This window comes from Streptomyces sp. A3M-1-3 (assembly GCF_024213665.1).
In the GTDB taxonomy this organism is placed as follows: Bacteria; Actinomycetota; Actinomycetes; order Streptomycetales; family Streptomycetaceae; genus Streptomyces.
The window spans coordinates 61,576-78,987 of record NZ_JANAVP010000021.1; the positions used below are offsets into that span (position 1 = coordinate 61,576).

The 17,412-nt window shown below is 70.3% G+C and carries 17 protein-coding genes and 1 pseudogene; 8 read left to right on the forward strand and 10 right to left on the reverse strand.

Annotated features, from left to right (window positions below; genetic code table 11):
* The first annotated feature begins 5 nt into the window (after nucleotides 1-5).
* From NLX86_RS23040 to NLX86_RS23075, 8 genes are all read left to right on the forward strand, one after another.
* Nucleotides 6-263 carry a hypothetical protein gene (locus NLX86_RS23040; RefSeq protein WP_254373665.1) on the forward strand — a complete coding sequence of 86 codons (258 nt, stop codon included), beginning with the start codon at nucleotides 6-8 and terminating at the stop codon, nucleotides 261-263.
* A complete protein-coding gene (locus NLX86_RS23045; RefSeq protein WP_254373666.1) occupies nucleotides 260-1,606 on the forward strand; it encodes a RiPP maturation radical SAM C-methyltransferase in 1,347 nt (448 codons plus the stop codon). The genes NLX86_RS23040 and NLX86_RS23045 overlap by 4 nt, the downstream gene beginning before the upstream one ends.
* A 178-nt stretch (nucleotides 1,607-1,784) precedes the next feature.
* The gene (locus NLX86_RS23050) at nucleotides 1,785-2,807 is read left to right on the forward strand and encodes a 3-oxoacyl-ACP synthase III family protein (RefSeq protein WP_254373667.1); all 1,023 of its coding nucleotides are present in this window, start codon (nucleotides 1,785-1,787) and stop codon (nucleotides 2,805-2,807) included.
* Nucleotides 2,804-3,568 (forward strand): glycosyltransferase, encoded by a 765-nt coding sequence (locus NLX86_RS23055; protein WP_254373668.1) that lies wholly within the window; start codon nucleotides 2,804-2,806, stop codon nucleotides 3,566-3,568. The genes NLX86_RS23050 and NLX86_RS23055 overlap by 4 nt, the downstream gene beginning before the upstream one ends.
* 154 nt (nucleotides 3,569-3,722) lie before the next feature.
* Nucleotides 3,723-5,204, forward strand: coding sequence for a class I adenylate-forming enzyme family protein (locus NLX86_RS23060; RefSeq protein ID WP_254373669.1), 1,482 nt, complete (start codon nucleotides 3,723-3,725; stop codon nucleotides 5,202-5,204).
* Entirely contained in the window at nucleotides 5,201-5,428 is a 228-nt protein-coding gene (locus tag NLX86_RS23065) for a hypothetical protein (protein ID WP_254373670.1), read from the forward strand. Before NLX86_RS23060 ends, NLX86_RS23065 begins: the two co-directional genes overlap by 4 nt.
* The gene (locus NLX86_RS23070) at nucleotides 5,425-6,582 is read left to right on the forward strand and encodes a cytochrome P450 (protein ID WP_254373671.1); all 1,158 of its coding nucleotides are present in this window, start codon (nucleotides 5,425-5,427) and stop codon (nucleotides 6,580-6,582) included. The genes NLX86_RS23065 and NLX86_RS23070 overlap by 4 nt, the downstream gene beginning before the upstream one ends.
* Nucleotides 6,579-7,532 (forward strand): NAD(P)-dependent oxidoreductase, encoded by a 954-nt coding sequence (locus NLX86_RS23075; RefSeq protein WP_254373672.1) that lies wholly within the window; start codon nucleotides 6,579-6,581, stop codon nucleotides 7,530-7,532. Before NLX86_RS23070 ends, NLX86_RS23075 begins: the two co-directional genes overlap by 4 nt.
* Here NLX86_RS23075 and NLX86_RS23080 read toward each other — a convergent pair.
* The 10 genes and pseudogenes from NLX86_RS23080 to msrB all read right to left on the reverse strand — a co-directional run.
* Nucleotides 7,478-7,693 (reverse strand): annotated as a pseudogene (locus NLX86_RS23080) (peptide-methionine (R)-S-oxide reductase); the annotation flags it as partial. The gene NLX86_RS23075 and the pseudogene NLX86_RS23080 sit on opposite strands and share 55 nt — an antisense overlap.
* Nucleotides 7,645-8,007, reverse strand: coding sequence for a PCC domain-containing protein (locus NLX86_RS23085; protein WP_254373673.1), 363 nt, complete (start codon nucleotides 8,005-8,007; stop codon nucleotides 7,645-7,647). The gene NLX86_RS23085 and the pseudogene NLX86_RS23080, both read right to left, overlap by 49 nt.
* A 34-nt stretch (nucleotides 8,008-8,041) precedes the next feature.
* Nucleotides 8,042-9,040 carry an asparaginase gene (locus NLX86_RS23090; RefSeq protein WP_374213939.1) on the reverse strand — a complete coding sequence of 333 codons (999 nt, stop codon included), beginning with the start codon at nucleotides 9,038-9,040 and terminating at the stop codon, nucleotides 8,042-8,044.
* Nucleotides 9,041-9,234: 194 nt separating this feature from the next.
* Nucleotides 9,235-9,960, reverse strand: a complete 726-nt coding sequence (locus NLX86_RS35140; protein WP_374213943.1) for a helix-turn-helix domain-containing protein — start codon at nucleotides 9,958-9,960, stop codon at nucleotides 9,235-9,237.
* Between the two features lie 656 nt (nucleotides 9,961-10,616).
* Complete coding sequence (locus tag NLX86_RS23095) at nucleotides 10,617-11,357, reverse strand: hypothetical protein (RefSeq protein WP_254373675.1); 741 nt, start codon at nucleotides 11,355-11,357, stop codon at nucleotides 10,617-10,619.
* A 36-nt stretch (nucleotides 11,358-11,393) separates the two neighbouring features.
* On the reverse strand, nucleotides 11,394-12,614 hold the full coding sequence (locus NLX86_RS23100) for a DUF1015 domain-containing protein (protein WP_254373676.1): 1,221 nt from the start codon (nucleotides 12,612-12,614) through the stop codon (nucleotides 11,394-11,396).
* A gap of 83 nt (nucleotides 12,615-12,697) precedes the next feature.
* Nucleotides 12,698-13,996 (reverse strand): MFS transporter, encoded by a 1,299-nt coding sequence (locus tag NLX86_RS23105; protein ID WP_254373677.1) that lies wholly within the window; start codon nucleotides 13,994-13,996, stop codon nucleotides 12,698-12,700.
* Nucleotides 13,993-15,150, reverse strand: a complete 1,158-nt coding sequence (locus NLX86_RS23110) for a PLP-dependent cysteine synthase family protein (protein WP_254373678.1) — start codon at nucleotides 15,148-15,150, stop codon at nucleotides 13,993-13,995. The genes NLX86_RS23105 and NLX86_RS23110 overlap by 4 nt, the downstream gene beginning before the upstream one ends.
* A 690-nt stretch (nucleotides 15,151-15,840) precedes the next feature.
* A complete protein-coding gene (locus NLX86_RS23115; RefSeq protein ID WP_254373679.1) occupies nucleotides 15,841-16,293 on the reverse strand; it encodes a hypothetical protein in 453 nt (150 codons plus the stop codon).
* 703 nt (nucleotides 16,294-16,996) lie between these two features.
* Entirely contained in the window at nucleotides 16,997-17,410 is a 414-nt protein-coding gene (gene msrB, locus NLX86_RS23120; RefSeq protein ID WP_254373680.1) for a peptide-methionine (R)-S-oxide reductase MsrB, read from the reverse strand.
* Nucleotides 17,411-17,412: the final 2 nt, after the last annotated feature.

The following is a 17,412-nucleotide window of genomic DNA, read 5'->3' on the forward strand; positions in this document are numbered from 1 at the left end:
CGATCATGTGGGCGGTTTTTCGCCCTGGGGGCAAACCCCGTCCCCTGCTGCACGCGCTGCTCACCCGTACCCGGCCGGACGACGACGTGCGCGAGTTCCACGGCTCGCTGCGCTGGGCGGAATTCCTGCTGGAGCGGTCGGACGGGCAGCTGCGCCCCGGGGACCATGTCGCGGTGGGCAGCGATTCGATCTTCGACGGGCTCGGGGACTGGGTCTTCTCGGGGTCCTCTACGACGACCCCGACTGGGGCACAGCCAGATTGACCGAGTACGCCCGACAGCGCGGGATCGCCATCGACACGGCGTCCCGGATGCGTGTCCACGCGTCGGAGTTCATCGCGGACAGCGCGTCCGAGATCCTCGCGGACGATCCGGACGTCGTGGGGTTCACCAGTACGTTGATGCAGAACGTGTCCTCGCTCGCGCTCGCCGGGGAACTCAAACGCCGGCGCCCCGGACTGACCGTCGTCTTCGGCGGCAGCAACTGCGACGGGCCGATGGGGCACGCGCTGCACCGCAATCACCGATTCGTCGACTTCGTGGTGCGCGGCGAGGGTGAGTACGCCTTTCCCGCCCTCCTGGACCACCTGAGCCGCGCCACCCCGCCGGCGGACGTGGCGGGACTGTGCTGGTGGGACGGCGAGTCGTCCCGGGCCAACGAGGTGACGCGGCGCACCGTGGCCCCCGGGGACATCCCGTCGCCCCACTACGACCAATGGCAGGCGGCCCTGGACGCCTCCCCGACGGCGGAGTACGTCCATCCCAAACTGGTGGTGGAAGGCGCACGGGGCTGCTGGTGGGGCGAGAAGCACCACTGCACGTTCTGCGGCCTCAACGGCTCCGCCATGGCCTTCCGCGCCAAACCCGGCGGGCGGCTGTGGAGCGAGGTCGACCGCCTGGTCCGGCGGCACCGCATCCTTGATGTCATCACCGTCGACAACATCATCGACATGGCGTACTTCAAGGACTTCCTTCCGCTCGCCGCCGACAGCGGCTGGGACCTGCGGATGCACTACGAGGTCAAGTCCAATCTCTCCGCCGATCAGCTGGCCCTCCTGGGCCGGGCGGGAGCGGTACACATTCAGCCGGGCATAGAGAGCCTCAACAACCGGGCTCTTGAGCTGATGGACAAGGGCGTCACCGGCGCCCGCAACGTCCGTACCCTGCGGGAGTGCGAGAACCACTCGCTCACCTGTACCTGGAACTATCTGTACGGGTTCCCGGGCGAGACCGCCGAGGACTACGGCTCGGTCGTCGACCAGATGCCCGCGCTCGTTCATCTGCAGCCGCCCGGGGGTGCCTTCCGCATCCAACTGGAGCGGTTCAGCCCCAACTTCGCCAATCCGGGCCTCGGGTTCGGCGAGCGGCGACCGGCCGAGATGTACGGCCATGTCTACGACCTGCCCGAGGATGAACTGGCCGACCTGGTCTACCTCTTCGACACGCCCCCCGCCGGCATCGGCGGCGAGACCGAGGAGCGGCTCAAGCGGGCCGTCACGCAGTGGCGTGCCGGACACCCCGGCTCGAGCCTGACCCTGGAGCAGGAGCAGGAGCAGGAGCAGGAGCAAGGCCACGGCTCCGGCGGCTGGGCAACGTCCCGGTGCTGACGGGCTCGGCGGCGGTGGCGCTGATCGCGGCGGCCGCCCTCTGGTTTCCGCTCCGGCCGGACACCTCGTGACGGCCCATCATCTGCCCATCATCCGCGCGCGTGCTTACCAGACCGGTCCATTGATCTGAGCCCGGGTACTCAGGTCCGGGCCCCGCATGACCTGAAATCATCTGCCCATGCCCAAACAGATGAGCGATCCGCAGCAGCAGGTCGGGATAACCGCCGTCGGCAGCCTGCTGCCCGACGAGGTCCTGTCATCGGACCGCCTGCAGCAGGAGGTTGCCGGAAGCAGCGGATTCGCGCTGCCCCCGACGCTGTTGAAGCAGGCCACCGGGATCGTCACCCGCCGTATCGCGGATGAAGGTACGTTCGCCTCGACGCTCGCGGTGGGCGCCGCGCGCCGGGCCCTGGCCGCGGCCGAACTCGATCCGCTCGATATCGACCTGCTGCTGTTCGCCTCCGCGTCGCGTGACATGGTCGAGCCCGCCACCGCGCACATCGTGCAGGCAGAACTCGGTTCGAGGGCGCACGCGCTGGATGTCACCAATGCCTGCAACAGCTTTGTCAACGGGATCGACCTCGCCCGTGTCATGATCCTCGCCGGGCGGGCTCGGCGGGCGCTTGTGGTCACCGGGGAGACCCCGAGCCGGGCGATGCACCGAGCACCCGCCGGTTTCGCCGAGTTCCGCTCCGGGTTCGCCGGTTACACTTTCGGCGACGCGGGGGCCGCCGTGGTGCTGGAGGCGGTGGAGCGCGGCGGGATTCTCGACGTGGACAGCGAGACGTACTCCGAGCACTGGGCGGTCGGCGGAATCCCCGGCGGCGGGTCCCGGCATCCGCGCGGCGACGAGTACACCTATTTCCGCGGCGACGGCCGGGAGTTGCGCGGTGTGTTCGAGAAGGCGGGCACCGCGGTCATCGACCGGACGCTGCACCGTACGGGGATGGAGTGGGACAGTTTCGCGAAGGTGCTGGTGCACCAGGTGACGGTGCCGTATCTGGAGCGCTTCGCGGAGCTGACCGGGGTGCCGGCGGAGAAGCTGGTGGTCACCGTCCCCGAGCTGGGCAACGTGGCCAGCGCAAGCATCGGGGTGCAGCTGGAGCGGGTGTACGGAGAGCTGTGTCCGGGGGACCGAGTGCTCTTCGTGGGTCTTGGCGGCGGCATCAGCATCATGACGATGATCTGGGAGAAGTCTTGAGCCGCCGCGAGCTGATGTGGGTGATCGTCCCCGCCCACCAGGAGGAGGCCCGGCTGCCCGGTACCCTCCGGGCGCTGGCCGCCCAGCGGGATCAGGACTTCACGCTTCTGGTGGTCGACAACGGTTCGTCGGACGGCACGGGGGCCGTCGCCCGGAAGTTCGCCACGCAAGCCCCGTTTCCGGTGGAGGTGATCGAGGAGCCGGAGAAGGGCGTGGGATGCGCCGTGGACACCGGGTTCCGGTACGCGATCGAGCGGGGCGCGACGCTGCTTGCCCGCACGGACGCAGACTGCCTGCCCCGCCCCGGCTGGACCGCCGCCGCACGGGCCGCGCTGGCGGACCCCTCCGGCACCGGCGGCGCCCGGATGGTCTGCGGGCGGATCGTCGCCCGGCGCGATGAGCACGGTCCGTTCGGCCGGGCCTGCTTCGCGGCGATGGTGGCGCTCGCCGCGCTGTTCGGGCGGCTGCGGCCCGCGCATGCCCGCAGGAACGGCTACCTGGCCCCGTATCGCATGCATGCCGGGAACAACATGGCCATCAGCGCCGAGCTGTATCCGGCCGTCGGAGGCATGCCCCGGCGCCCCTCGCCGACGGACCGTCTCTTTCTCAACGCGGTGCGCCGGCACACCACACAGATCGCGCGTTCGCGGGCGATGGTCGTGGAGAACTCCACCCGGCGGCTTCGGGCGTACGGGATCGCCGGCACCGCCCGCTGGTATCTCGACCAGGGCCCTGGCCGGCACGGACAGGACCCACGCTGAGGGGTCTTTTCCCCACCCGCCCGAAGGGCGTACGGGTGCGGGGGCTTGCCCCCGGTCACGGGAAGGGGCGGGTGCGGGTCGGGGAACAGCCCGCCGCAGGCCCGCCACGATCCCCCGGTTCAAGGCCCGACGCCGCACAGAGAGGACCCGCCCCATGCTCGACCGCCTCCAGCACTCACTCCGCACCCGCCCCGAGCAGCCCGCAGTGCTCACCGCCACCCGCACCGGCGCGCCCCGGGTCCGCGCCACGCGCGGTGAACTCGTCGGGCTTGCCGACGCGTACGCCGCCGCATTGCATCAGCGCGGGCTGCGCGCCGGGGAGACGGTCGGCGTCGCCGTACGCCCCGGACCGCGCGCGCTCGCCGTACTGCTCGCCCTGTGGCGGCTCGGGCTGCGCGGCGCCGTTCTCGACCCAGGCGCGGGCCCCGAGGTACTGCGCGCCCGGCTCGCGCTGGCCCGGCCCTCGCTCGTACTCGCCGATGCCACGGCACAGGCCGTCGCGGGCTGGGCCCGGCCGCTGGCGCGCCGTGCCCAGCTCGCCCTCCCGGACCTGGGCGAACTGGGTCCGGTGGCCACGGTCGGCCGCCGGCTCCCGGGCTGCGCGCCCATGCTCGATGCGGCCGCGTCCCGCGTCGGCGTCCCCGGCCCTGGCTCGGACCACGGGGACGGCGACGCGGTCATCGTCTTCACCTCCGGCACCACCGCCCGGCCACGCGCCGTGGTGCACACCCGGGCGAGCCTGGCCGCCGGGATGGACACGGTCTCCTCGCTCTTCGGGGCGCGGCCTGACGAACCGGTGCTCGGCGGCACCTTCTTCGTCCTCGTCCCGTCCCTGACCGAGGGCGCCCCCGTCGCCCTCCCGGCGCGCTCACCGCGCGTACTGGCCCGGCAACTGCACCGACTGCGCCCCCAGGGCACGTATCTGACCCCGCCACAGCTGCGGGACGCGCTGCGCGCGGGCGCCCGCTTCCCGGGGCGGGTGTGGACTGGCTCGGCTCCCGCGAGCGCCGAGCTGCTGTCCCGGGTGCGGCGTGCGGGCGCGGCGGAGGCATGGGGCGTGTACGCGCTCACCGAGCTGTTTCCCGCGGCCGCCGTCGAAGCGCGCGAGAAGGCCGCGTTCGACGGCGCCGGAGACCTCATCGGCGCCCCGCTGCCGGGCGTCGAGGCCAAGCCGGACGAGGACGGACAGCTGCTGCTGGCCGGACCCGCCGCCCGGCACCGCTATCTCGGCGAGGACCCCGACCCGTGGGTGCGGACCGGCGACCGGGCGCATCTGGACGCCACGGGCCGGATCATCCTGGAAGGCCGCTGCAAGGACATGGTGCTGCGCCGGGCGGAGAACATCTATCCGGGCCTGTACGAGCCCGCCCTGCAGGTGCCGGGTGTGGAGCTGGCCGTGCTCGTGGGCGTCCCGGCGGGTGACGGCGACGAACGGCTCGTCGCCGTCGTACAGCCGCAGCCAGGCGCCGGCGAACCCGAGCTGCGCGCCGCCCTGTCGGCCCCGCTGCGGCGCATGGGCACGGCCCGCCCCGACGCCCTGCTGTTCGCGGACATCCCACTGGCCGGCCGCTCCCGCAAGCCGGACCGGGCCGCGACGGCACGGCTCGCGACGGCACGGCTGGACGGACGCGCGTGACCGGCCTGACCGTCCGCCCGCACGCGATCGCGGCCGCACGTGCCCTGCGTGCCGCCCGGGACCGTGTGATGGCGGCCCACCGCCGCCACACCTCCGCCAACGGCGACGCGCTCGCCGGGGCGCTCACTCGACGTGGCGCTGCTCAGGGCGCGCGCCGGACCCTGCTCCGGTACTGGGACCGGCGCCACCGGCCCGCCGACATCGCGGAGGTACACGTCCGATGACCGCAACGACCACCGGAACAACGCCGGACTCCGCCCTCGCCCGGGCCCGCCGGCGCGACCGCCGGGTCTATCTGCGCAGCCACCCCCTGCTGTTCGCGCTGCTCGCCGCCACTCGCGGCCGGCCGGTGCGCAGGATCGGGCGGACACTGCTGGTGCACGAATCCGACGCCTTCCGGGAGGCGCTGACCCGCCTGCCGCTCGACCGTACGGCGGCCGGCACGACGGGCGGCGCGGCGCGGGCGGCGCTCTCGGCCACGGGCGCGCACGACGGCGGGGTCCTGTTCGACCAGGAGGGCAGCGCGCACCGGTCGGGGCGGCGCGGCCTCGCCGAGAGCCTCGGCACGGCCGGGGTGGAGCACCTGCGGGCGGTGTGGCAGCCGTTGCTCCTGCGGCGGCTCGCGCCACTCGCGCAGGGCGGCGAGGTGGACCTGGTGGAGCTGGCGCGGGAGATGTCCGGCTCGGTCGTGTGCGCCCTGCTGCGCTCCGACGCCGACCCGACGGCGGTCGCGCACGCCGCAGCCGAGGCCGCGGCCGCCTCGGTCCGGAGCCATCTGCCGGGCCCGCGCCGCCCCGGCGCGCAGGCCGAAACGGCGCGTTCCACCACACGCCTGACGCAGCTCCTCGGCTGCGCGGACGACGCGCTGTCCGCGATGGTGGCGGTGGCCGCCGTCAACACCACCGTCGCCGCACTGCCCCGGGCCGCGGCCTGGTGCGCGGACGCCGGGCTGTGGGACCAGGCCGCGGACGAGACGCTGCGCCAGGACCTGGCCGACGAACTGCTGCGAGTCACCGCGCCTTCGCCGCTCCTCCCCCGCGTCGCCGCCGCGGACGGCACGGTCGGTGGCTGCCCAGTTCGCTCCGGCGACCGGCTGCTGCTGATCGCCCGCCACGCCGTCGGCGCGCACGAACGCGATCCCGACGCCCACCACCCCGCCGAACCGGACCTCGCCCACCTGGTGTTCGGCGCCGGGCCGCACACCTGCCCCGGCGCCCGGCTCGCCCGCGTACAGCTGGCCGACGTACTGGCGTCGCTCACCCCGCACCGGCCGGTCGTGGTCCGGGCCCGGGTCGACAGGCGGGCCGCCCTGCCCGGCTGGCAGTCGCTGACCGTACGAGCCGGAAGGCCGGCCCACGACCCGGAGGCGCGCCCATGACGTCCCACCCGCGCATCGCCGTCACCGGAGCGAGCGGGTTCTGCGGTGGCCATCTCGCCCGCGCCGCCGCCACCGCGGGAGCGGACGTGGTGTGCGTAGGACGCAGACCGGGACCACTGGGCGAACACCGCTTCTGGGACGCCTCCCTGAGCAGCGTCCCCGACCTCAGGGGCACGGATCTCGTCGTGCACTGCGCGGCGGCGGTCGGGGATCCTGTGCCGGGCTCACCGGCCGAGGCCGAGATGCGCGCGGTCAACATCGACGGCACCGCACGGCTGCTGGAGGCCGCGGGCGGCCGGCCGGTGGTCTGGGTGAGCAGCGCCAGCGTCTACGACCCGCGGTACGACCGCAGCCTGGTCGGTGAGGATCACCCGCGCGGCGGCCACCTCAACGCGTACGGCCGGACCAAGGCGGCGGGCGAAGCGCTCGCCCTGTCCGCGGGCGCCGTGGTGCTGCGGCCGCGCGCCGTGTACGGCCCTGGCGACACCCAGCTCCTGCCCCGGCTGCTCTCCCGCGTCCGTGCCCGGACCCTGCTCCTGCCCGGCCCCGACGTCCGGCTCAGCCTCACCGCCGTGGAGAACCTCGCCGACGCCTGCCTCGCGGCAGCCGACTGGACGCCGGGCGCGTACAACGTGGCGGACGCCGTTTCCTACGCCCGCGACACCGCCGTACGGCAGGTGCTGCGGGCCCACGGTGTCACGGCGCGGATCCGCCATCTCCCGCTGGGAGCCGCCCGCACCGCCGCACGCGCCGCCGAGGCCCTGGCCCGCCGCGGCGCCGGATCCGCCGAGCCCGCCCTCAGCCGCTACGCGGTGGATCAACTGGCCCATACGGTGGTGCTGGACATGACCCGGGCGCAGTCCCAGGGCTGGACCGCGCGCCGGAGCCTGGCGGACTACCTCGTCGCCTTGTCCAGGGCCGGCGTCAGCGAAATCGAGTTGATGCAGTAGCGCTGGTCGGTGGGGGTCGGGTAGCCCTCGCCCTCGAAGACGTGGCCCAGATGCGAGCCGCACCTGGCGCACCACACCTCCGTGCGGAGCATGCCGTGCGAGCGGTCCTCGATCAGCTCGACCGCGTCCGTGTCCTTCGGGTCGTAGAAGGACGGCCATCCTGGGCTTTGAGCCCGGCGGATGCGTGAATGTGCGGCAGGATGCCGCCGGTTTCCGGGTCGTGGGCGAGGGTGCCGGCGCCGAATGCCTCGACGTTGGTGACGTAGGTCTTGGCCCAGACGGGTGCGTTCGGGTCCTTGAGCTTTTCGCAGGCACCGACGATCTCGGCTTCGGCGAAAGCGCCGATGAACGAGGGGACGTATCCCTGGCGTATCCCGTGCTCACGGCAGAACCGGGAGAGCGTGTCGAAAAAGTCCTCGCCATGGTCGAAGGTGACACCAAAGGTCCGACCGATGGTCAGTTCGTGGGCGTGCATGCGCGGTCCTCTCCGGGGGCTGTCTGCCGTGGTTTCAGTACGCCATGTCGGCGAACGTGTCGACGATCGTCCTGCGGTCCGCTCCTCGACCGATCAGCGAGCGGAGCAGGAGCCGGGCCTGGTACGGGCTGAGGTCGCCGGCCGGGATGAGGCCTCGTCCGATCAGGTCCTTCTCCGATCCCGCGAAGCTGTAGGTGCCCTTCAGGACAGGGCCGTTGCCGATCCGCGAAGCCAGGACGACGGGGATGCCCGTGGCCATCCGACTCAACGCTTCCACGAGCAACTGCGGCACGTGGCCCACCCCGAAGGCAGCAACGACGAGCCCATCGCACTCTCCGTCCCACAACTCGAGAAGGCTGCCATCGTCTCCCAGGGTGACGGTGTAAAGGCCCACTCGGACGTCCCGGGCGGGCCGTCCCAGACCGGCGCGCCGGGCGGGCAACGCGGGGTTCAGCCGTACTCGGTCTTCAGCGACAGATCCAATCGGGCCGGCACCAGGCGAAGTGAAGGCGGCCGGGCTGGTGGTGTGGGCCTTGCGGACATGGCGCGCCGCGTGGATCTCGTCGCCCAGGACGACCATGCACCCGGCTCCGCGCAGCTTCGAATCGGCCGCCGCGATGACGGCTGCGTACAGGTTGGCGGGTCCATCGGGTCCGGCCATGGTCGGGTTGCGCATGGCACCGGTGACGATGACGGGCTGGTCCTGGCCGTGGTGAAGGTCGAGGAAGAACGCGGTCTCCTCGATGGTGTCGGTCCCCTGGGTAATGACGATCCCGTCGACGTCGCCGCCGCTGAGTGTCTTGTCGATCTCCGCGCTGAGGTCGGCAAGGTCTTCGAAGGCGAGCGAGGCGCCGGGAACCCTGCGGAAGTCATGTACGCGCAGCTCGATCCCCCGCGCCTCGAGGCCGGGAACAGCAGCCAGCAGGTCATGGGCGGACAGAGCTGGCACAACGCCCCCGGTCGCGGGATCTGTGGTCATGGCGATGGTGCCGCCAAGAGAGTAGATCGCTACCGTCTTTGTCACGCCCACCATCGCCCCAACTCCCCGTCGGCTCCCGCCTGAACGGATCTCAAGTGCCGTTGATCGTTCCGTGCAGGCTATCGGGTCGTCATCGCATGAGGACCGGCCACGGACTTCAATTCGGCAGCCGCGTACACACAGGCGGTGTCCAGGGCGTCGAGGCTGAGGTGGCGGCTGCGCGGCCTGGCGCGTGTGCGGCCCGGCCGTCAGCGCGGTCTGAGGGACGGCTTCAGCGCGCACCCAGGTGGCGATCGCGGCCCGGTGCCCTGTGAGCAGCTTCGGGCTGCTCCTTCACGTGCATCCACGGCGAAATACCGCTGGGCACCGTCGACCACCCGGGACGCGACGATGAGCGCCCTGAGCGGCATGCAGGTCCACGCCTTGATGTCCCGGCTCGGAGAGAGCCACAGAGAGCTTCCGCGGAATGTTGAGGCAGGGCCGGTAAGCGTGGGCAGCGCGGTCGGCGGAAGACTCCGGCCGGCAGGAAGGAGGAGATGACCAGGTCCGTCCGGAAATTCGAGGCGGCTGTCAGCGCGATCCACCGAGTGCGGTGGAGGGTGTTCCGTGCTCGGCAGCGGTCCCATGAGGTCGTCGGGCATGCCGAGGGCCTCGCCCCACTGCGCAAGCCGGCGACGGTCGCGGATCTTCTTCCGTCCTCGCTCCAGTCGGCTGACTTCGGCTTGGTCAATGTTGACCAGGCGGGCTACGGCGGCTTGAGAGAGACCCGTGTGTTGCCGGAAGAGACGGACCACAATCCCGATTTCCCACGCCGCTGCGGCGTCCCGCACTGCGGGGGTGGCCCAGAAGGCCGGGTCGAGCCGCCTCACTGGTTCGCGCTGGCAGGACGCACAGCGAGTTCCTGCGTTGGATCGGCTCAGCGGCACGCCGCACTGCACACACCGTCGCCGTTCGCTGCTCCCCATGGTCGGCATTCTCTCGCTGAACACAGGCTTGTGGGACGGGACTTCGGCGATCACTCATAAACGCTCATAAGCCGGTGGCTGGCGGGCTGCGATCGTGAATTGGCATCCGGTCGAGGGACAGCTCACCAGTCTCTCGTACGACGAAGGGAACGCTCCGCGTGACGCCACAGACCGCGCCGCCACCGCCGTGGCTTGCTGACACACCGTCGCTTCACGACGCATGGCAGGCGCTGGCCGATGGCGCTCTGCGCGCAACGATCCGCAGCACTGTCGCCCGAGCGCAGGACGTGTCCTCCGCGACACCGCGTGACACGTCAACCTGAGGCACCCTGGAACGCGGACAGCCGATTGTGCTGCTTGAGCTCTGGTCTCGCACCCAGCCGCGTGCTGGACGCGATCAAACACCGTGATCAACAGGGAGCTTCGTGCTCTTCCGGGTTGTTAGACCGCCCAGCGGATACAGCCGGGCACTGCAGTCGACAGCCGGACTGGCGGCTGGCGGCTGGCGGCTGGCGCGCTGGGGCAGCTGGAGCGCCTCGCTCACGGCCGGGTCCGCCTTCACGGCCGCGGTCACCAGCGAGCAAGTGGCAGCCGCCGCTCGCTTACGTTCTGCAGGCGATGGACCCGGCGGGGGCGCACCCGGCGGGTCCATCGCATACGTGGATTCAGTGACTGTGCCCGTCGTCGCGTCCCGGAGCTTCCGGCTGACCAGCGTCTGTCGCCGCCGAAGTTGGCTCCGGCGCGCCGGCAGAGGGGCCTGCGTTCTCCGGCATCTTCTCGTCGTGCCCTTCTTCCGTTCGTTCCTCTCCGCTTCCGTGGCTGTGGCCTCCGCCGTCCGCGGGTACTGCCATGGTCGATGCCACATAGCGCAGACCCACGAAGCTGACGATGACGACGATCAGTGCGGTGAGTCCGGCCAGGCTGAAGATGCGGCGCCATGTCGATTCTGCGTCTTTGAGGACGTACGCCACGAAGGAGACGGTGACGCCGAGCGGTACGAGCAGGGCGGCGCGGTCCGGGAAGTCCTCGAAATGCTGAAGGCCGCCGCTGAGCATGCCTATACCGAACGAAAGCAGCAGGGAAGCGCCCATTACCTGAAGCATCCTCGGCAAGGCGGGCTTCTTCTCGGCGAGGATGTACTCGTTGAGCAGGGTGGCGGCCAGGAAGACCAGTACTCCGTAGCCGGCGATGCGTGTATAGCGGGCGGGGTCCAGGGGGTGGTGCACCACCGCACCGCTGATGAGGCCGGCGCCGACGAAGTATCCGACGTAGCCGAGATAGCGCGCCAGCAGCGCGTTCTTACGAGCCCGGCTTACTCGCGCTTTGCGGAGTGCGGCGCGGCCGGATCCGGGTCTGTGCCGCTTGTCGGTCTCGTACGGCCGCTGGATGAGCTGGGTGGAAGACAAGAAATCTGCTCCTTGCAGGTCTGATGTGCGGAAATATCAGGGGGCGCCGAGCACACGCAGTGCGAGCCCGGCGGCCGGCTTGGGACCGAACGAGGTCGTTTTTCGGGGTAGAAGCACGCCGGCACCGGCCAGCGTTCGTACGGTTTTTTCGCTGACGGCAGGCAGCAGAACGGCGATGCCGTGCCCCGGTGTGACTGCGGAAGCGGTGGCGAGGTGCGCGTCGTGTACGTGCCGTACGGCGCCGGGGAGGTCGGGCACCGACCAAGTCCGGTTCAGCAGGAGGTGGTCGGCGACGGCTGTGGGCAGGTCGCGCCATTCGGTCGGCTGCCCCGCCAGTGCCTCGTCGAGTGACCGCGGGTCGGGGTCGGTGAGAACCCACGCATGTCCGCCTGTGGTGAGGACGAGTTCGCCGGGCAGCGGCTGCCGGGCCCCTCCGGGCAGGGGGCGTACGCGCATCACGTCGGCCGCTGCCGCGAGGGCCTTGTCCGGCTCCAGACCGGGGATGACGCGGTGGATCGCGGTCAGCTGCAAAGGGTGGGTCGCCTGGTCGACCAGCAGCGCCAGGCTCTGTCCCCATGGTCCGCGAGGCTGCTGTTCGCCGAGCCGCAGACAGGCGGCGTAGCGGTGGTGGCCGTCGGCGATGAGCGCGCTGGCGCCCGCCAGGTGGCCGGTGATGGCCGCCTGTTCACTCAGATCGGTGCAGGCCCACACGCTGTGTGTGATCCGGCCGATCCGGGCGACAGCCAGCGGCCGGCGCCTGGTGACGCCCTCCACGGCGGCGCTCCCCGAGGAAGCCGCGGCACGGTAGGTGAGCAGCAGCGGTTCGAGCTGGGCTCGTAGAACTTCCATGTGAGCCGCCCGCTGACCGACGACGTGTGCCTGTACGTCCTCGTGGGGAAGCACCGCGGCAGGGGTGCCGGTCGGCAGGTCGAGTTCGCCTATGACGCCCCGGTGCAGGACCTTCGCGCCGAGCTGCTGCTGATAGACGTAGAGAGCGGGGAGGCTGTCCCGTACGAGGACGCCACGCTGCAGCCAGCGCTCCAACTGCCCGGCGGCGGTCTGTGGTTCCGACGAGTACAGGAGCCGCGCCAGGTGATGAGGGCGGCGGCGCAGGGCGCGAGCATGGGACGAGCCGACGTCGTCGTACGGCGGACAGATGACATTGGACAATTCCCCGGCGGTCGCGGGGTCGTAGCGAACAGCTCGGAAAGGCCGTAGCCGCAGGCCGCGTGCGGGCGGCGTGGCGGGGGTGGGCATGGGTGCTCCTGGAGGAGATGGGCACGGCAGGAGAAGGGGCGGGCACCGTCGAGTGCCCACCCCTCCCTGGTGGGGCCGGTTCGTCAGGCTGCTGCCGGCTGGGCTTCGCGCACCGGCGGCGAGAGACGGTCGGTGCGGTGCAGCCCGTACAGGGCGGTGGCGCAGGCAAGGCCGAGTGCGAGCAGCGAGATCCACGGCAGAGCCGACATGCCGGCTGCGCGGGCCGCGTCCAGCGCGGCGCCGGTGAGCAGGTTGCCCAGCGTGATGCCGACGCCGCAGATGGTGTTGTAGAGCCCGTAGTGGGTGGCGACGAGCCGGTCACCGGAGAGGCGGACGATGGTGTCCATCTCGAATGGGTACGCGATCATCGTGCCGAACGCGAGCAGCAGCGCGGCGAGTGTCGGCGGCACCGCCGCGAGCAGCCACAGTGCCATCCCGCCGTCGGGTACAGGCACGGCCGTGGCGGCCAGCAGGGGGACGAACGCCACACCCATCATGAGCACTCCCCAGGTGAGCGCCCGGCCAGGCTCCATCCGGGCCTTGCACCAGGCGGTCACCTTGGTCTGGAAGAGGATCGTGCCAAGGCCGGAGGCTGCGAAGAGCACCGCGACTGCGGCTGTGCCGAACGATCCCTGACCACCAAGGCGCCGGACTTCGAGAGGCAGAGCCAGGTAGACCTGAAAGGACAGGACGTACGAGCCGATCATGGCGGCGGAGAACAGCAGGAAAGGCCGGTTGGCCAGGATCCCGCGCCACTGGGAAATCACGCTCTCCCGCTTCCCGGTCTTTGCTTCCTTCGTTTCATCCGCCCGGCGTGCCGGCAGGCTGCGGATCTGTACGACGCTGAGCAGCGCGAAGATGCCGGCCGCGACCAGGCAGGTGACGCGGAAGTCGACGCCGGTCAGCACCATGCCGACCAGCGGGCCGAGCAGGATGCCGGCCTGGTAGAAGACGTTGAAGAGGGCGAAGGCTTCCACCCGCCGTTCACCCGCGTCGGCGGCGAGGTAGGCGCGGACGGCCGGATTGAACAGTGCTCCGGCCAGGCCGGTGGCCGCGGAGGCAGCCAGCAGGGCGGGCAGTGAGTCCACGAGGCCGAGGGTGGCGAAGCCGGCGGTGCGCAGGACGCAGCCCGCCACGATCATCGGCTTGTAGCCGAGCCGGTCGGCGAGGGTGCCGCCGACCAGGAACATGCCCTGCTGGCTGAAGTTCCGTACGCCAAGGATGAGTCCGACGATCCAGCCGGCGAGCCCGAGGGTCCCGGAGAGATGGGCGGCGAGGTACGGCATCAGCATGTAGAAGCCGAGGTTGATGGTGAACTGGTTCACCATCAACAGCTGGACGCTCCGTTCGTAGGAACGGACTTGTGCGAGAGTGCCCTTCACTGACGCTCGTCCTCCGCCTCGTCCGGCGCGACATACGTATCGGTCAGGGCGACATCCTCCGGCTGCTCCGAGCCATCCGGGAGCGTCAGCGGGTCTACGACCGCTGTGCACCGGGTCCAGCGGGTGATCTCCTTCTCGTCCACCCGTCCCACAATTTCGGGTTCGATGGCTGGAGGCCCTTCGAGCAGACCGTGGGCGGCGCAGTAGTCGTCGTCGTACACCGTGCCCAGATAGCGCTGCGGCCCGTCGGGGAAGACAGCCGTGATACGGGTGTCGGCCGGTAGCGTGCGCGCGAGCCATCCGGCGACCAGAGCGACCGCCCCCACGCTCCAGCCGCCCGTCGCATAGTGCGAGGCGGCAAGCTGCCGGCACGTCCACACCGCCTCGGCCGGAGCCACCCAGTGCACCTCGCTGAAGTTCTCGTACGCGACATTGCGTGGGTAGATGCTCGATCCCAGGCCGCGCATAAGCCGCGGCCTGGCCGGCTGCCCGAAGATCGTCGAGCCGATGGCGTCCACGCCGATGACCTTCAGCTCGGGGTACAGCTGACGCAGGACCCGTGACACGCCTGCGGAGTGTCCGCCAGTGCCCACGCTGCACACCAGCACATCGATGTGCCCCAGCTCAGTGGCGAGTTCCAGGGCGAGCGGGGTGTAGGCGGTGGTGTTGTCCGGGTTGTTGTACTGGTCGGGGCACCAGGAGCCGGGGTGCTGGGCCATCAGCCGTTTCACGCGCTCGCGGCGAGCCTCCTGCCAGCCGCCCGTCGGATGAGGTTCGGACACGACGTTGACCTGCGCTCCGTACGCGGTCAGTAGCCGCGTCATGGACATCTCCAGGCCCGGGTCGGTGACCAGCGTGACCGGGTGGCCGTAGACCATGCCGGCCAGCGCCAGCCCGAGACCGAGGGTGCCGCTCGTGGACTCGATGATCCTGGCGCCCGGCCGCAGATCGCCGCGGGCACGGGCGCGCTCGACCATGTGCAGCCCAGGGCGATCTTTAATGCCGCCGGGGTTGAAGCCTTCGAGCTTGGCCCAGAAGCCGCGGCCGTCCTGAGCGAAGGGCTCGGACACCCGAAGAAGGGGGGTGTTGCCGACCAGTCCAGAAAGAGCGGTGCGAGAGGGCGGGCTGGTTTCAGCAGTGGGGAGAGTGGACATCTTTTCGGCTCTCGTTCGTAGATGGCTGTTTCAGTGCGCATCTCGCCTGCTGCTGCGGCCGAGGGGCAGAGTCCTGCTCCAGGCGGCAGCATTCGGCGGCGGCCGGTCGTCACGGCCGCACGAGTGAGCTCTAAATACGCCAACAACAAACGTTTGTGAGTGTGAAGCGGCCAGTCCGTATTGCGGGGGGTCTGAAGAGAGGCCGCTGAGCAGCCGAAGGCCACATACTGAGAGCGGCCACGACCGCCACGACCGCAGGGCCCTCAGCTGACACCTTGAGTGCGGGCGCTTCCTGCCCTGCTCTCAACGTACGGGCTGCGGTAAGGCAGACTTCCGCAGAATCGGACGGCGCGGGCACGTTGCCGGTGAATTCGTTGCTGGTGGTCGCATGCTGGGACAGCGTCGGCGTCTCAGCGTGAGAGTGACCCGCTTCACGGGAATGGACAACACAGGCAACAGCGGCGATCGTCAGTGCGGCAAGAATGCAGGCGACGAGGCCGCCGCGCATTCGAGCGCCTGTGGTGCCAAGGAATTCGAGCGGGTGGAACGACACAGTTCCTCCGTGCGGTGCCTTCCTTCTCAAGAATTTGGGAGAAGGAAGCAGGGACAGAGATCGGTCACTCGGGAAGTGCCGTCGACAGGCCCGTTCAAAGTGCGGGCTGTCGATCAGCTCGAGGAGAGATCCAAGTCCTAGATCCGCAGGATGCCTGTCGCTCTCGCACCTGCCAAGGGCAGGCCGTCCGTCCGGCCGTCGGCCACGGGCGACCGGTGCGGTACCTGACCGCCGAGGGCGCTGTCACCCAGGACACCTGAGCAGGGAACCTGCAGGGCAGCGCCCTGCTGTGGCTGTCCCGGCATACATTCCTCGGCCGGCTGCGCGGGGTCCTCCTCGTCGTGTTCCTCGCCCGCCCCAGCAGGGGACTGGGCCGTTTCCGTGGAGGAGTCGACGGGATCGGCGGACATGCTGCCCGAAGTCAATGCCGAGAAGGACGCACTGCTGGAGAGATGATGGGCGGCGCTCTCGGCGCTCACGCCATGCGCGTACACCAATCCCACCATGAGCAGGGTCAGCCAAAGCATGCGCAGCGGACCGCGGGATGTCCGGGCCCGCAGCACACCGAAGGGCGACCGCGCCGTAATCATGCCGTGATCCTAACGGGTGCCGCGCACCCGATTGCAACTCCACCTTCAAGCACCCGGTAAACCAAATCGAGCATATGGTGCATGCACGGCCAAATGTTTGGTGAGCATTAAACGAAAAGGCTCACCGACGAGGAGCTGCGGCTGGCTTTCCAGGTCATGCACGGCGCGCCGAGGCAAGGATCCGGTTCTGCGGACGTCCCAACCGAGTCGCGTGACGTCCTCCGAGCGGAGGACGACCGGATGATCGAGGGCCTGGTGCCCCAACGACGGCGTCGGTGACGCGGCCCGGCTCCGTGGGCTTGGAGTCCTGCTGGCGGCGGTTGACGCTGCGATTCTGGGGCTGCCCATCGAAACCCCTGCACAAGCGGCGGGTAGGAAGGCCGTCGGACAGGCCGAAGCTCAGCGAAGGAACCGCATGTCCAGCGAAGAGGACCTCGAACAGATCGCGAAAGACGCCTATCGTCCGAGCAGCGGCAGGATTCGTCGCGGCCGACGCTGATTGCAGGGCACCAGACGGTGTGAGGGCCGAGGCGTGAACCGGTTGCCCGCCCCGGAGAACCAACCGAGTGAGCCTCCCGGAGGGCTGACAGCGGATAGTCCGGAAGAGCCACCCACGCAAGGCGCTTCGGCACGTCGTCGACCAGAATCTCGCTCAGACCGGCACGGCACAAGCGCTGAGGCGGACCAGCAGGATCCGGAAGGGTCAGCCCTCGTCGGAGTCCGGGATCAGCCGCAAGGAGATGGAATTGATGCAGTAGCGCTGGTCCGTGGGGGTCGGGTAGCCCTCGCCGTCGAAGACATGCCCGAGGTGCGAGCCGCAGCGGGTGCAGCGGACTTCCGTGCGGATCATTCCGAGTGACGTGTCGGACACAAGTTCTACGGCATCCGAGTTGCGTGCATCGTAGAAGCTCGGCCAGCCGCAGTGCGACTCGAACTTCGTGTCGGAGCGGAACAGCTCGGCGCCGCACGCCCGGCAGGAGTACACCCCGGCCGTCTTGGTGTCCGTGTACTCACCGACGAAGGCGGGCTCGGTGCCGGCCTGGCGCAGGACCGCGTACTCCGCGGGGGACAGCTCCGTGCGCCACTGCTCGTCCGGCTTCTCTACGTCGTACGACATGG

Excerpts from the sequence above, each read along its gene's own strand:
- NLX86_RS23085 (WP_254373673.1), bottom strand. The coding sequence starts at position 8,007 with ATGCACGCCCACGAACTGACCATCGGTCGGACCTTTGGTGTCACCTTC.
- NLX86_RS23070 (WP_254373671.1), top strand. The coding sequence starts at position 5,425 with ATGACCGCAACGACCACCGGAACAACGCCGGACTCCGCCCTCGCCCGG.
- NLX86_RS23060 (WP_254373669.1), top strand. The coding sequence starts at position 3,723 with ATGCTCGACCGCCTCCAGCACTCACTCCGCACCCGCCCCGAGCAGCCC.
- NLX86_RS23110 (WP_254373678.1), bottom strand. The coding sequence starts at position 15,150 with ATGTCCACTCTCCCCACTGCTGAAACCAGCCCGCCCTCTCGCACCGCT.
- NLX86_RS23075 (WP_254373672.1), top strand. The coding sequence starts at position 6,579 with ATGACGTCCCACCCGCGCATCGCCGTCACCGGAGCGAGCGGGTTCTGC.
- NLX86_RS23090 (WP_374213939.1), bottom strand. The coding sequence starts at position 9,040 with ATGGTGGGCGTGACAAAGACGGTAGCGATCTACTCTCTTGGCGGCACC.
- NLX86_RS23050 (WP_254373667.1), top strand. The coding sequence starts at position 1,785 with ATGCCCAAACAGATGAGCGATCCGCAGCAGCAGGTCGGGATAACCGCC.
- NLX86_RS23100 (WP_254373676.1), bottom strand. The coding sequence starts at position 12,614 with ATGCCCACCCCCGCCACGCCGCCCGCACGCGGCCTGCGGCTACGGCCT.
- msrB (WP_254373680.1), bottom strand. The coding sequence starts at position 17,410 with ATGTCGTACGACGTAGAGAAGCCGGACGAGCAGTGGCGCACGGAGCTG.
- NLX86_RS23115 (WP_254373679.1), bottom strand. The coding sequence starts at position 16,293 with ATGATTACGGCGCGGTCGCCCTTCGGTGTGCTGCGGGCCCGGACATCC.
- NLX86_RS23040 (WP_254373665.1), top strand. The coding sequence starts at position 6 with ATGTGGGCGGTTTTTCGCCCTGGGGGCAAACCCCGTCCCCTGCTGCAC.
- NLX86_RS35140 (WP_374213943.1), bottom strand. The coding sequence starts at position 9,960 with ATGCCGACCATGGGGAGCAGCGAACGGCGACGGTGTGTGCAGTGCGGC.